This window comes from Bartonella sp. M0192, assembly GCF_016102305.1.
GTDB classification, from domain to species: domain Bacteria; phylum Pseudomonadota; class Alphaproteobacteria; order Rhizobiales; family Rhizobiaceae; genus Bartonella; species Bartonella apihabitans.
Genome location: NZ_JACFOU010000001.1, coordinates 86,006 through 100,337 on the forward strand (window position 1 = coordinate 86,006; position 14,332 = coordinate 100,337).

The window sequence follows — 14,332 nt, forward strand, 5'->3', positions numbered from 1 at the left end:
TGTTTTGAACAAATGATGCTGTATTATTCACGTTCAACCATCATAAACTATCTTTCCGATCTTTAACTGCCATCATCCGTATTATTTCCGCGAAAATAAAAATATTCGACCTGACCCGGTTCGAGTGAAAGGGTCAGTCATATTTATTCATGGTTTGATTATCACGACAAAAATTGACTTTTCTCTCCTCCCCCTCGCAATTTGCGGAATTTAGCCAGTCCGGAAGTTTGGTTCCGAATGAATGGAGCGAAAGATACCCAATAAAAAAGCCCCAAAAGGGGCTTTTAATGAGTTACGCCAAATATCTTAGAAATCGCGTTGGATACGAATGGCACCGCCTATAGCATCCTGATCATACAAATCGGAATGGACATCGTTCCATTTACGATAGTTGACTTCCGGCATAACAGTAAGACCGGGAAGCATTTCATAAGCAACATTGACAGCCGTGTAGGTGTTGCCTACGCCTTCATAAGTCAACTGCAAGTTACCTGTTGTTTTCGGTGTGAATTTATAAGAGGCGCCGAGCCAGCCAACCCATTTTCCACCCCATGTACCGTAGAAACTGTCGACAGCACGGATACCGCGACGACCATCACGGATGAGAGTGTCCTCGTCATCAATATCTTCATAATATTTGTCTTTGAGGTCTTTATAAGCCCCCATGACCCAGACATTGAATGCATCGGTAATTTTCAGATTGACTTTTGCCTTGCCAATCCAGGCTTCATTGACAGCGTCATAAGCACCGGCACCGGTAATCGATCCCCAACCTTGATCGAATTTCAAACCGGCAACAACATCGGGAGTATAATCTTCTATCGTTCCGTTGAAGTCGGTATCTTCGTTACCGCCTTGTTCGATTGAAACCAATGCCGTCAAACCATTGCTGAATGCGTATTGGTACTGGATCATATTGGTCCGATAGGCACCGCCCAGGACAACATCATCATTAATGAAGTCGCCATAGTAATCGAAAAATGTATTCAACGCCGATTCATCAACACCGATATGCAAACCACCGAGTTCGATATAACCGAAACGCAATTGGGACGAAGAGGAATCCGTTCCATCATCAAAATCGGAACGTAACTCGATATGTGTTTTCAAGGTTCCGAGTTCGGTTTCGGAAGCTGTAGCAACGAGCAAATGGGCACGGACTTCATCGCGCCAGGTTTTCATATTACGTTCGTCACGCGAACGGGCGTAAACATCATCGCCACCTTTTGCTTGTGCATAAATAAAACCGCCCACCTTCATACATGTATCGGTACCGGGAATATAGAAATATCCCTCGCCATAAGCGTCACAGACGCGAACATATTCGACCGGCTCGGCTTCCGGCAAGGCGACATCGGCTGCCTTTGCCGCTGTTGTTTGGATTGCGATAACCGCGGAAGTTACCATGAATGCCTGAAATAATTTTTTCATCATTGCCCCGAAAAGTTACTGATCGATCATCTCGACAGCTTTAGGTGTGAACTGCTTGACATGGACATCTGAATTCCCTCGCCCGTCATGTCCATGCAAATTGAAACGAGCACATATAAGCTCTGAGTATCTATACAAACTTGAAGAATTTATTCAAGTTTTTAATGGCCTTTTTATTTCTAAGTTGTTTTTAAGAGATAATATGTAACAAATATGATACACTTTTATAATAAAAGCCCGAAACAGGTGCTTCGGGCTTTTTGAAAATTTTATAATTCCAATCCAAAAAATCAGGCGGCTTGTTCGTCCTTTTTGGTCCATTTGCCAAGTGCTGCAAGATAGTTCATCTTTGCACGGTGAGCAAAAGCCTTTTGTCCGGCTGCAACATTCTGCTTTTTACCGCCCCATGCCGCGATAGCAGCAGCTTGAAGAGCACGTCCGTAAGAGAATGTTACCTTCCACGGCAGGTTGCCGATTGCGTTGATTGCCGAAAGATGAGCTGTTGCTTCTTCGTCCGACTGGCCACCGGAAAGGAATGCGATACCGGGAATGGTTGCCGGAACAGTTGATTTCAAAACACGAACGGTTTTTTCAGCAACTTCCTCGACAGAAGCCTTGCGGGCATTTTTACCGTCAATAACCATATTCGGCTTTAAAACCATGCCTTCCAATTTGACGCGGGCAGAAAAAAGCTCGTCAAAAACGGTTCTCAACACATGTTCGGTTACTTCATAGCAACGATCAATCGAGTGATTTCCGGGTTTGCCATCCATGAGAATTTCCGGTTCAACGATCGGAACAATCTGTGCTTCCTGACAAAGTGCGGCATAACGTGCCAAGGCTTGAGCATTTTGTCTTACAGCACCCCATGTCGGCAATTTATTGCTATCAATAGCAATAACACCGCGCCATTTGGCAAAACGAGCGCCAAGTTCATAATATTCTTTCAAGCGTCCCCGTAAACCATCAAGCCCTTCTGTAATCGTTTCATCCGGAAAACCGGCGAGCGGCTTTGCCCCTTCGTCGACCTTGATACCGGGTATCGAACCGGCCTGTCTGATAATGTCGGTCAACATGCGACCATCCGAGGCTTTTTGACGAATTGTTTCATCAAAAAGAATGACACCGGAAATGTATTTTTCCATAGCTTCTTTAGTCGTGAACAACATCTCACGATAGTCGCGACGGTTTTCTTCGGTCGATTCAAGATGGATCGTATCAAACCGCTTTTTTATGGTGCTTGTGCTTTCATCAGCAGCAAGCAGACCTTTTCCTCCTGCCGTCATAGCAATTGCAATATCCTCAAGACGTTCACTCATTGGGGTGGCTCCTCTTTTTTAATAGCCAGACAATAACAATTTGTATCCAAAGTGAAACGGACAAACCCCCGTTCCAATCATTTCAATATGCAAGCGGGGAAATCTGAAAAACAATTTTCCCCACTTCATTATTTTATTTCTCCAAGGCGACAATACCAGGCAACGGTTTGCCTTCCATCCATTCGAGAAATGCTCCGCCCGCTGTTGAAATATAGGTAAAATCGGCAGCAACACCGGCATGATGAAGCGCCGAAACCGTATCACCACCACCAGCAATGGAGGTGAGCTTTTTCTGTTTTGTGCGGGCAGCAACACGTTTGGCAACAGCAACTGTACCTGCATCAAAGGGATGCAATTCAAAAGCGCCAAGCGGTCCGTTCCAGACCAGCGTTGCAGCGTCATCTATGGCCGCATTGATACGTTCGACAGAATTTTCACCGATATCGAGAATCATACCATCGGCGGGAATTGAATCGATACCATAACGATGGTTAGGCGAATTTGCTTCAAAACTTTCGGCAACAATAGCGTCAACCGGCAAAATAATTGAACAATTTTCGGTCTTTGCCTTGGTCAAAATAGCACGGGCAGTCTCTCCGAGTTCATGCTCGCATAATGACTTTCCAACACTTAAACCTCTGGCCGCCAGAAATGTATTGGCCATGCCGCCGCCGATAATAAGTGCATCGACCTTTTCAATCAAATTGTTCAAAAGATCAATCTTCGTCGAAACTTTGGCACCACCAACGATGGCTACCACCGGATGAGCCGGATGACCGAGCCCTTTTTCCAGTGCCTCGAGTTCCATCTGCATGGAGCGGCCGGCATAGGCTGGCAAAACATGGGCAAGCCCTTCCGTCGAAGCATGGGCACGGTGAGCGGCGGAAAACGCATCATTCACATAAATATCGCCATTTTCAGCCAATGCTTTGGCAAATGCCGGATCGTTCTTTTCTTCGCCTTCGTGGAAGCGTGTATTTTCCAAAAGAACAATATCCCCGTCTTTCAGGGCATCGACAACGGCTTTTGCTTTTTCGCCAATGCAGTCCTCGGCAAAAGCAACTGTTTTCCCTAAAACTTTTTCGACCGTCGGGACAATTTGCTTTAATGAAAATTCGGCAACAACTTTGCCTTTCGGACGCCCGAAATGGGCAAGCAAAATAACTTTTGCACCTTTTCTGCTCAGTTCGGTGATGGTTGGTTTAACCCGCTCGATGCGAGTGGCATCCGTTACTTTTCCGTCAGCGACTGGCACATTGAGATCAACGCGCAGAAGCACGCGCTTCGATTTTACATCAACATCATCAAGGGTGCGAAAAGCCATATTTTTCTCCAGATTTTCAAGGAACGGGCTTTTATTTCAATGTGGCCCATTCAAGTCCGTTTTATTGAAAGTCTTGGGACAAACTCTCAACAAGACCTTCATTTTTAATAAGAAAATGGGGGCTGATGCCCCCATTATTATTGTCAGATCGTCTTTGCAAATGCGACAGCAACATCAGCCATACGGTTGGAGAAGCCCCATTCATTGTCGTACCAGGAAAGAATACGAACGAATGTTCCATCCATAACGCGTGTTTGCTCGGTATGGAAAATAGAAGAATGTGGATCATGGTTGAAATCGTGGCTGACGAGTTTTTCATCGGTATAGCCGAGGATACCCTTCAAAGGACCATTTGCAGCTTTACGGATTTCTTCATTGATTTCTTCCGGTGTAACCGAACGCTTTGCAATAAAGGTAAAGTCGACAACCGAAACATTCGGAGTCGGAACACGAATAGCAACACCATCAAGCTTGCCTGCAAGTTCCGGCAAAACCAGACCAACAGCCTTGGCAGCACCGGTAGATGTCGGAATCATCGACAAAGCTGCAGCGCGTGCACGGTAGAGATCTTTATGCAATTTATCCAAAGTCGGTTGATCGCCTGTATAAGAGTGAATGGTTGTCATGAAGCCTTTTTCAATGCCGACAGTTTTGTTGAGGACATGGGCAACCGGAGCAAGGCAATTGGTGGTGCAGGATCCGTTCGAAATGACTTTGTGCTCTTTTGTGAGCTTGTCATGATTAACGCCATAGACAACCGTCAGGTCAGCGCCTTTTGACGGTGCGGAAACGATAACACGCTTGGCTCCTGCATCAAGATGGGCAGCAGCTTTTTCACGGGCGGTAAAAATGCCGGTGCATTCCAAAGCAATATCAATGCCGAGTTCTTTCCACGGCAATTGTTCCGGATCACGTGCAGCCGTAACCTTGATCGGCCCGCGGCCAGCGTCAATGGTATCGCCCGATACTTTTACTTCATGAGGGAAACGTCCATGGACCGAATCATAGCGCAACAGATGGGCATTTGTTTCAACCGGCCCCAAATCGTTAACTGCAACAATGTCAATATCTTTGCGACCGCTTTCAATGATTGCACGCACAACATTGCGTCCAATACGTCCAAATCCGTTGATTGCTACACGTACTGCCATATTATCTCTCCCTTTAATTGAGATATTTGAATATTAAAGCTTTGCTTCCGCCGCTGCAACGACGGCTTCGGGGGTTATCCCGAAATGTTTGTAAAGTGCGTCGATAGGACCACTCGCACCAAAACTATGCATTCCTATAAATACACCATCTCGACCAATAAAACGATCCCATCCTTGGCGAATTGCTGCTTCAATAGCAATTTTCACAGGCGCTGTACCTATCAAAGCCGTTTGATAGGACTCTACTTGGTGCTCGAAAAGTTCAAAACAAGGGACCGACACAACTCTTGTAGGAATTCCTTTGTTTTCAAGTTCGTTGCGTGCCTTCACCGCTATTTCAACTTCCGAACCGGATGCAAAAATCGTAACTTTTGCTTCATCACTCGCCGTCATCAATTCATAAGCACCCAAGGCACAAAGATTGTCTTCGTCATAGTTTTTGCGCAAAGTGGGCAAACCTTGACGGGTCAATGCCAAAGTCGAAGGCGTTGTTTTTGATTTCAATGCCAATTGCCAACATTCGGCGGTCTCGACCACATCGGCCGGACGGAAAACAAGATGATTGGGAATTGCCCGCAAACTTGCCAGATGTTCAACCGGTTGATGGGTGGGGCCATCTTCACCAAGGCCGATGGAATCATGTGTCATCACATAGATGACACGAATACCCATCAATGATGAAAGCCGCATTGCCGGACGGGCATAATCGGAAAAGCACAAGAAAGTTCCCGAATAGGGAATGATACCACCATAAAGTGACAAGCCGTTCATAATCGCAGCCATGGCATGTTCGCGAATACCATAATGAATATAACGACCGGAAAAATCTTCCGGTGTAATATCATTGGTCTGGCTTGTTTTGGTGTTATTGGAGCCTGTCAAATCGGCCGATCCACCGATTGTTTCGTCAACTGCCCCATTGATAACTTCAAGTGCCATCTGCGAGGCAACACGCGTCGCAACTTTCGGCTGGTCAGCAGCAAGTTTCTTTTTGTAGTCATTAATGACGCTATCGAAATTGCCGGGCAGGTCACCACGCATTAAACGTTCGAATTCGGCACGTTTTTGTGGATCAAGAGCTTCAAGCTTTTTATCCCATTCCTGACGTTTTTTTGCAGCATTGAGACCGGCAAGCCGCCAGTTGTCGAGAATCTCGGCGGGAATAACGAAAGGCTCGCTTTCCCAGCCGAGCGATTTACGTGTCTCGGCAACTTCTTCCTTGCCGAGCGGCGACCCATGAGCCTTATTGGTTCCCGCTTTGTGCGGAGAGCCGAAACCGATTGTTGTCCGGCACGAAATCAATGTCGGTTTGTCGGAGGTTTTGGCTTTTTCGATTGCTTTGGCGATTGCATCCTGATCGTGCCCGTCAACCTTGATTGTATTCCACTGACAAGCTTCAAAGCGTGCACATTGGTCGGTATTATCCGAAATCGTAATCGCACCATCAATCGATATCTGGTTATTGTCCCAGAAAACAATAAGCTTGTTGAGTTTCATATGACCGGCAAAAGCAATGGCTTCTTGCGAAATACCTTCCATCAGGCAACCATCGCCGGCAAGCACATAAGTATAATGATCGATGAGATCTCCCCAACGTGCATTCATGATGCGCTCGCCAAGTGCCATACCGACGGCATTGGCTATGCCCTGACCTAACGGACCGGTTGTCGTTTCAATGCCATTGATATGACGATATTCCGGATGACCGGCAGTTTTTGCGCCAAGCTGACGGAAATTCTTTATCTCGTCTATCGTAACGTCTTCATATCCGGAAAGATACATGACTGAATAAAGCAACATGGAACCGTGTCCAGCCGAGAGAACAAAACGGTCCCGATTAGGCCAATTCGGCTTTTTCGGATCGTGGGCTAAAAATTTTGTATAAAGCACTGTCGCAATGTCGGCGGCACCCATAGGAAGACCAGGATGCCCCGAATTTGCTTTCTCGATTGCATCGATGGAAAGAAAACGGATAGCATTGGCCATCTGGTTCTGCTTGTCATTATTTTTCATGAAAATTGGCTACTCTTTGATCGCTAGTAAATTCGGTCTAATGCTTCTTTTGACAAATATCACTTAAACCGTGTGAGTCAATAAAATCCCACTGTCACCAGCTTTGATACGGTGGATTTCTTGCCACAAGCCGAGAAGACATTTAAGAATAGTAAAACTCGGATAAAATTTGCCGGAATGATTCGTTTTTGAATTTATCTTTTACACAAAGGATCTGGAACTCGATGCCACAAGATACATCAATTCTCGATCAAGCGATCAATCGTCTGGAAAACGCTCTTAAGACGCTTGAAAATGCCGTTGTCAATGACAATAAAGATACATATGACACCAGTGAGCTCGAGGAAGAAATCCAGCGCATGAATGCAGATCGCAGCCGTCTGGCGCAAGCACTCGATACATCTGAATCGCGCGCTGAACGCCTTGAACAAGCCAATAAGGAAGTATCGCGCCGTCTTATTACCGCAATGGAAACGATACGAACAGTGGTTGACCGGTAAAGGGCAATAAATATGGCAACTGTATCAGTCACGATTGATGGAAAAACCTACCGCATGGCTTGCGATGAAGGCGAAGAAGACCATCTTGCCGGTCTTGCCCATCAGCTTGACCAATACATCAGCCATTTGAAATCGAATTTCGGCGAGATCGGAGATCATCGCCTTTCTGTTATGGCAGGCATCATGGTTATGGACGAGCTTGATGAAGCGCGTCGTCAGTTAAATAGCCTAAAACAGGAAAACGACATGTTGCGGCAGGAAAATACACAGCTTACCGATGCCTGTGAACGCTACGAAACAGTCGCAGCCAAAGCAATTGATCGGGCGGCCAGTCATATTGATGCTCTTGCCCGCGAGCTTGTGAAAAACCAGTAAGAGTAAACACTGACCCGATATATCCTGGTGTCTTTCCCGTTTCTTTCCTGTTGTCTCCATTGAAAATCATTTTTTCCATAAACGGAAAATAAAAGACCGTTCATAAAAATATCAATACAGTAAAATTCCGCTTTGTTTCAAAAGCCCCATAAATAATGGGCATATAAATTAACGGCCCAAATTTATGTGTTTTTTAACACTTGGTAAGTCATTTCTATAGTCTGGGACGACACTTACAGCGGATGGTTTTTATCAGGAGCTTTTTTGGCTCCCTTTACCGGAATAGTTTTATATAAAACCTGATCTTCAGTTTACGGCTTTTCCGCGAAGCTTAGCCGATATCCTGTTCAAAGAAAATCTGAACTGCTTTCTTTCAATATCAGGAACTCTTCCGCCTGAAAACTCGCCCCCTCACAAGCGAGGTGAAAGAGACGCTGAAAAATCATCGGCGAACATAGATTTCGGCAGAACCGGAGGAATCAGGCTCTGCCGATGAATGTCAGGATTTACCGATGATTATCTGCGTTTGCCATCTTCCTTGGCAACATAGGCTATGCGCAACATATTGGTTGCACCCGGTGTTCCAAGCGGTACACCGGCGGTTACAATAATTCTGTCACCTGGAACGCTATAGCCTTCCCGAAGTGCAATGGCAGCAGCTCTTTCAACCATATCATCAAGATTGTGCGCGTCTTCTGTGACAACACAATGAAGTCCCCAAACAAGGGCAAGGCGCCGCGCTGTTTCGGTAATCGGTGAAAGAGCAATGATGGATGGCATTGGCCGCTCGCGGGATGCACGAATACCTGTCGCACCGGAAGCCGTATAAGCGACAATGGCCGAAAGGTTGAGCGTTTCGGCAATTTGCCTTGCAGCAAGCGAAATCGCATCGGCTCCTGTCGGTTCGGGAGCCGGATGTTGCGCATCAATCATCGGTTCATAATTGGAATCCCGTTCGATCTTGCAGGCAATTTTATCCATTGTGCGAACGGCTTCTTCCGGATAGGCACCGGCCGCCGATTCAGCCGACAGCATGATAGCATCAGCCCCTTCATAAACGGCTGTTGCAACGTCCGAGACTTCAGCACGGGTTGGAACCGGTGAGGTGATCATCGATTCAAGCATCTGGGTTGCAACCACAACCGGCTTACCAGCGCGCCGACAGAGTTTGATAATATCCATCTGGATACCGGGCACTGTTTCCAACGGCATTTCAACGCCAAGATCACCGCGCGCCACCATAACAGCGTCGGATAAATCGACAATCTCGTGAATTCTGCGAACGGCCTGCGGCTTTTCGATTTTTGAAAGAATAGCCACTTTGCCTTTGGCAATTTTACGGGCTTCGGCAATATCTTCAGGGCGCTGGATAAAGGAAAGCGCAATCCAGTCGATCGGCTGTTCAAGAACAGCAAGAAGATCTTTGTGGTCTTTTTCCGTCATTGCTCCGACACCAAGCAGCGTGTCCGGCAGGCTCACGCCCTTGCGATCGGAAATGTGCGTTCCGGCGACGACCTTGCATTCAATAGCGGTATGTGTGCATTTCTGGGCCAGAAGCTCGAGTTTACCGTCATCAATCAACAAACGTTCGCCCGGTTTGACCGCATCGAAAATTTCCTTGTGAGGCAAGTAAACACGAGTATTGTCCCCCGGAATATCTTTATTGTCGAGTGTGAAAGTCTGCCCGGCAACAAGATCAACCTTGCCTTTTGCAAATTCTCCCACACGTAATTTCGGTCCCTGCAAATCGGCAAGTATACCGATCGGGCGCCCTTGTTTTTTCTCGATATGACGTATGATTTTAACCAAAGAGCGCATTGTGTCATGATCGGCATGACTCATATTGATGCGAAAAACGTCAACCCCCGCTAAAAAAAGCTTTTCGATCATTTTTTCGTCGGACGATGCAGGTCCGAGCGTAGCAACAATCTTTACTTTACGGTTACGTTTCATTTTGTGGGAGCTCCTGTAACAAGCGGCGTATTCAACGCCGGATTATTGGATACAGGTTCGGTAAGCTGAACCATCCAGCTTGTCTGCGTACCCGTATCGATTTCTTGAAAACCGGCTTTCTGAAAGCCTCGTGCAAAGCAGTCATTGACACCATTAATGGTAAATTCGGAATCTTTCACGCACATATTGATGGGACCATCCCAACGCCCGTGATTTTTAGCATCTTCCGCATGAAGATAATAAAAACGCGAGGATAAAGGCCCGTCAATAATCGTCTTGCAACGTGTTGGACCGACAACCCACCAACCTTCGGACATCCATCCGGCTTTTGCACGGTAGCCAATGGAAACGCCGATGGCTTCCTGAGTTGTGTTGCAGACACGGAAATCCGCACGAGCCGCACATGAAAGAGCGAGCATGATCGCCATACCGAAGAGAATAATCCTGGTCTTTTTCAACAACATTTCTGGCACCTTCGGTTTTATTTGGTCCTGACCGCTATTCTTTTGCACTTCATTTGTGTTTTGTGTAGTTTCGTAAAATTTGTCAATGTCAGAGATTTTCAAAACAGCCATATTATAAAGTGATGATAAAAAAATGAAACAGAAAGAAAATTTCTATTCCTTTGAAGAAATTCCCGGCAATATGGAAGCGGGGCTCGTCCTCATCTGTGACCATGCAAGCAACGCTTTGCCTGATGAATATGGCTCGCTCGGACTTCAATCTTCCGAGCTTTTCCGTCACATCGCCTATGATATAGGTGCTGAAATGCTCACAAGAGAGCTTGCAAAACGGCTTGATGCACCTGCGGTGGTCAGCCATTTCTCGAGACTTTTGATCGACCCCAACCGTGGAGAAGATGATCCGACATTGATTATGCAATTGTCTGACGGTTCTGTGATTCCCGATAATTATCCGATGAGCGAAACCGAAAGACAACGCAGAATCGAAAACTATTATAAACCATACGACCTTGCTGTCGGGCGGTTGATCACCGGTGTCGAGGAGGCAAGTGGTAAAAGTCCATTTGTCATTTCAGTACATTCTTTTACACCCGTCTGGCATGGTAAAGCCCGTCCTTGGCATATCGGTCTTTTATGGGACAATGACAGACGTGCTTTCGACCCGCTGTTTACCGGTTTGAACCAAATTGCCGGGCTTAAAGTTGGCGATAACGAACCCTATGACGGCGCCTTGAAAGGCGATACAATGTATCGCCATTGTACAAAAAAGGGTATTGCCCACATCCTCATTGAAGTCCGACAGGATTTGATAGCGGACGAAGCGGGTGTGTTAAAATGGGCAGATTATCTTCAACCGATATTTCATAAAATAAACGGGATGCCGATGATTCACATGAAACAGATTTTTCCATCTCGTGCCGACCGGTAACTTTTAGAACTTGGCCCTTGGCTAAAATATTGGGGGTAAAAATTAAACCCGCCATCTTGACTCCGAGGGCAGGACTCGGACATCAACAGGAAACTAAACGATCGACTTAACGACTCGTTTGAACACGATTTATCTGGAGGCCATTTCCATGAGTGAAGTGACAGACGAAAAACAAGCAGTGGCCGTTGGCCAGTTGCGTTCTTTTATCGAGCGTATCGAACGCCTTGAAGAAGAAAAGAAAACAATTTCCGACGACATAAAAGAAGTTTATGCCGAGCTCAAAGGAAGTGGTTTTGACAGCAAGGCCGTACGCACAATTATACGTTTGCGTAAAAAAGAAGATCATGAGCGTCAGGAAGAAGAAGCTATGATCCAGCTCTATAAAGATGCACTTGGAATGAGCTGATTTTTAAAATTTTTGAAAAATCGAAAGCCTTCCGTCTCCGGAAGGCTTTTTGTTATCTCTGACAAATGACCGGTGATTATGCGGGGGTGTGACCATGCCATCCACCTTTACCGGTTCAGCATTTGTTCAATGCCAAAAAATTCGCGTTGAAGGACATCCTATAGTTTTCAAAAAATGAAGCTATTTTTCGAGTTCTTCTTTCAGCATTTCAAGCTCGAGCCACTCGTTTTCTTTCGCTTCAAGGTCTTTTCTCTTTTGTTCGAGAAGGTGCGAAAGTTCCTCGAATCTTTTGGCATTTTTTGTATAAAGGTCGGGATCGGAAAACTCTTTTTCCATCTTTGCAATCTCGTCATGAAGCGCATCAATTTCCGAAGGCAATTTTTCCAAAGCATATTTCTGTTTATAGGATAGCTTCTGTTTGGTTTCCCGTTTTGCCCTTTCGGCTGGAGCCGATGTTTGTGGCGCAGATGATTTCGCAACATTTTTCTGTTCGATTTCCCGACCTTTTCGTTGCGCGATCATATCGCTATAGCCACCGGCATATTCGAGCCAGCGCCCATTGCCTTCAGGAGCGATGATACTGGTAACTGTGCGATCAAGAAAATCGCGATCGTGGCTGACAAGCAAAACAGTTCCCGGAAAATTGCTGACAAGTTCCTGCAAAAGATCAAGCGTTTCCATATCAAGATCATTTGTAGGTTCGTCGAGTATCAACAGATTTGCAGGACGCGATAAGACGCGGGCCAACATCAACCGCGCTCTTTCGCCGCCCGACAATTCTTTGATTGGGGTCCTCGCCTGTTCAGGCGAAAACAGAAAGTCCTTCATATAGGAGACAACATGTCGTTGCTCGCCATTGACGATAACGCTATCCCCGCGCCCGTCGGTCAAATAATGGGCAAGCGTTTCATTTTCATCAAGCGAGCGTTTTTGATCAAGCGTTGCAATTTCAAGATTGACGCCGAGTTTTACTGTTCCGCTATCGGGTGTCAAAACCCCGCACAGCATGGATAACAACGTCGTCTTGCCAATGCCATTGGGACCCACCAGTCCCACCCTGTCACCGCGGTGGATACGTGTTGAAAAACGATCGACAAGAACCTGTTCGCCGTAAGCTTTGCTGATATTTTTGGCTTCGATCACCAGTTTTCCGGATTCCTGTGAATCGCTCAACTCCATGACAGCATTGCCCTGCGGCCCGCGATAGCTCTTGTATTTCTGCCGCAATTTCTGCAATTCGTCGAGACGGCGCACATTGCGTTTGCGCCGCGCTGTAACACCATAGCGCAGCCAATGCTCTTCACGCACAATCTGACGGCCGAGTTTTTGTTGCTCGATTTCTTCCTCTTCAAGAAGCTTGTCACGCCATTCCTCGAAAAAAGCAAATCCCTTGCCAAGGCGCTTTGTTTGCCCCCGATCAAGCCAGATTGTCGATTGCGAGACGTTTTCCAGAAAACGCCGGTCATGCGAAATCAGGACAATGCTTGACCTTATTGTTTTAAGTTCCCCTTCGAGCCATTCGATTGTGGTAAGATCAAGATGGTTGGTCGGTTCATCCAGAAGCAGAATATCGGGAGCCGGTGCAATAACACGCGCCAATGCGGCGCGGCGCGCCTCGCCGCCCGAAAGCTGGTCGGGTTTTTCTTCACCGCTCAAGCCCAGATGATCAAGCATATAGCTGACACGGTGGACATCATCCAAAGGCCCCAGTCCCGCTTCGACATAGGCACGCACATTTTCAAAGCCGTCAAGATCGGGTGATTGCGGCAAATAGCGGATTGTTGCCGAGGGATGTCGGAAAACCTCGCCATCCGTCGGCTCGACAAGACCGGCAGCAATTTTAAGAAGTGTCGACTTACCCGAACCGTTACGCCCGACAAGCGCAATACGATCACCGCTTGAAACCGATAAAGCAGCATCGGTCAGCAATGGTGTACCGCCAAAGGTGAGTGAAATGTGGTCGAGACGTAAAAGAGGAGGCGCCATTATGATTCCGTTTGGTTATTTTTTCCGATTAATAGCAAAATATATTTTTTAAACACATAAAATAAAAAAGGGCCAGCAGAACCGACCCCTTCATTTTTCAGGTCTTTAAAACCTTATTGGTATTGGTTGCAAGGTGCCTGATACATTTGCCCATAAGCATCGCGGTAGTTACAATACTGAACGCCATTACGCTTTGTTGCAACACCAACAAGCGTACCTGCCGCAGCACCGATAGCAGCGCCTCTCAAAGCACCCTTGCCATTCCCCTTGATAGCACCGCCTGCGAGTGCGCCCAAAGCCGCACCACCAACGCCATATCCGGCAGTACGCTGTTCATTCGGCGAACAGGCAACAGTTGCAAGTCCCAAAGCTGAAACCATGGCAATTACAGAAATACGTTTAAACATGTCCTCACTCTTTCTCTTTTTAATCTTTTCGACACTGTGTCTTAATAATAAGGCAAAACCAAGATAAGGCCAAAG

General features: G+C 46.5%; 13 protein-coding genes and 1 pseudogene. 4 read left to right on the forward strand and 10 right to left on the reverse strand.

Annotated elements, in window-relative coordinates; genetic code table 11:
- Nucleotides 1-306: 306 nt before the first annotated feature.
- The 5 genes from H3S82_RS00425 to tkt all read right to left on the reverse strand — a co-directional run bounded on the left by H3S82_RS00425 (nt 307) and on the right by tkt (nt 7,238).
- Complete coding sequence (locus tag H3S82_RS00425) at nt 307-1,434, reverse strand: porin (RefSeq protein WP_370541177.1); 1,128 nt, start codon at nt 1,432-1,434, stop codon at nt 307-309.
- A gap of 287 nt (nt 1,435-1,721) precedes the next feature.
- Nucleotides 1,722-2,750, reverse strand: a complete 1,029-nt coding sequence (locus tag H3S82_RS00430; RefSeq protein ID WP_198233481.1) for a class I fructose-bisphosphate aldolase — start codon at nt 2,748-2,750, stop codon at nt 1,722-1,724.
- Between the two features lie 133 nt (nt 2,751-2,883).
- Complete coding sequence (gene pgk, locus H3S82_RS00435) at nt 2,884-4,074, reverse strand: phosphoglycerate kinase (RefSeq protein WP_198233482.1); 1,191 nt, start codon at nt 4,072-4,074, stop codon at nt 2,884-2,886.
- Between the two features lie 143 nt (nt 4,075-4,217).
- Nucleotides 4,218-5,225 (reverse strand): type I glyceraldehyde-3-phosphate dehydrogenase, encoded by a 1,008-nt coding sequence (gene gap, locus H3S82_RS00440; protein WP_077973035.1) that lies wholly within the window; start codon nt 5,223-5,225, stop codon nt 4,218-4,220.
- Nucleotides 5,226-5,258: 33 nt separating this feature from the next.
- Nucleotides 5,259-7,238 carry a transketolase gene (gene tkt, locus H3S82_RS00445; RefSeq protein WP_077973036.1) on the reverse strand — a complete coding sequence of 660 codons (1,980 nt, stop codon included), beginning with the start codon at nt 7,236-7,238 and terminating at the stop codon, nt 5,259-5,261.
- A 224-nt stretch (nt 7,239-7,462) separates the two neighbouring features.
- Here tkt and H3S82_RS00450 point away from each other — a divergent pair, with 224 nt between their 5' ends.
- Both H3S82_RS00450 and H3S82_RS00455 read left to right on the forward strand, forming a co-directional pair.
- Nucleotides 7,463-7,738: a DUF4164 domain-containing protein gene (locus tag H3S82_RS00450; protein ID WP_077973037.1), complete on the forward strand. Its 276-nt coding sequence runs from the start codon at nt 7,463-7,465 to the stop codon at nt 7,736-7,738.
- Nucleotides 7,739-7,750: 12 nt separating this feature from the next.
- The gene (locus tag H3S82_RS00455; RefSeq protein ID WP_078040149.1) at nt 7,751-8,113 is read left to right on the forward strand and encodes a cell division protein ZapA; all 363 of its coding nucleotides are present in this window, start codon (nt 7,751-7,753) and stop codon (nt 8,111-8,113) included.
- 516 nt (nt 8,114-8,629) lie between these two features.
- On the opposite strand, the gene pyk is transcribed toward H3S82_RS00455, so the two are convergent.
- Together pyk and H3S82_RS00465 are read right to left on the reverse strand one after the other, a co-directional pair.
- Nucleotides 8,630-10,066 (reverse strand): pyruvate kinase, encoded by a 1,437-nt coding sequence (gene pyk / locus H3S82_RS00460; RefSeq protein WP_198232861.1) that lies wholly within the window; start codon nt 10,064-10,066, stop codon nt 8,630-8,632.
- Nucleotides 10,063-10,530, reverse strand: a complete 468-nt coding sequence (locus H3S82_RS00465) for a DUF1036 domain-containing protein (protein ID WP_077973657.1) — start codon at nt 10,528-10,530, stop codon at nt 10,063-10,065. Before H3S82_RS00465 ends, pyk begins: the two co-directional genes overlap by 4 nt.
- A 133-nt stretch (nt 10,531-10,663) precedes the next feature.
- Here H3S82_RS00465 and H3S82_RS00470 point away from each other — a divergent pair, with 133 nt between their 5' ends.
- Together H3S82_RS00470 and H3S82_RS00475 are read left to right on the forward strand one after the other, a co-directional pair.
- On the forward strand, nt 10,664-11,458 hold the full coding sequence (locus H3S82_RS00470; protein WP_077973040.1) for an N-formylglutamate amidohydrolase: 795 nt from the start codon (nt 10,664-10,666) through the stop codon (nt 11,456-11,458).
- 148 nt (nt 11,459-11,606) lie between these two features.
- Entirely contained in the window at nt 11,607-11,864 is a 258-nt protein-coding gene (locus H3S82_RS00475; protein WP_075869337.1) for a DUF2312 domain-containing protein, read from the forward strand.
- Nucleotides 11,865-12,044: 180 nt separating this feature from the next.
- Here H3S82_RS00475 and H3S82_RS11350 read toward each other — a convergent pair whose 3' ends face one another.
- From H3S82_RS11350 to H3S82_RS00485, 3 genes and pseudogenes are all read right to left on the reverse strand, one after another.
- Nucleotides 12,045-12,386, reverse strand: coding sequence for a hypothetical protein (locus H3S82_RS11350; RefSeq protein WP_370541264.1), 342 nt, complete (start codon nt 12,384-12,386; stop codon nt 12,045-12,047).
- Nucleotides 12,365-13,850 (reverse strand): annotated as a pseudogene (locus H3S82_RS00480) (ABC-F family ATP-binding cassette domain-containing protein); the annotation flags it as partial. The pseudogene H3S82_RS00480 and the gene H3S82_RS11350, both read right to left, overlap by 22 nt.
- A gap of 113 nt (nt 13,851-13,963) precedes the next feature.
- On the reverse strand, nt 13,964-14,257 hold the full coding sequence (locus H3S82_RS00485) for a glycine zipper 2TM domain-containing protein (protein ID WP_075869339.1): 294 nt from the start codon (nt 14,255-14,257) through the stop codon (nt 13,964-13,966).
- Nucleotides 14,258-14,332: the final 75 nt, after the last annotated feature.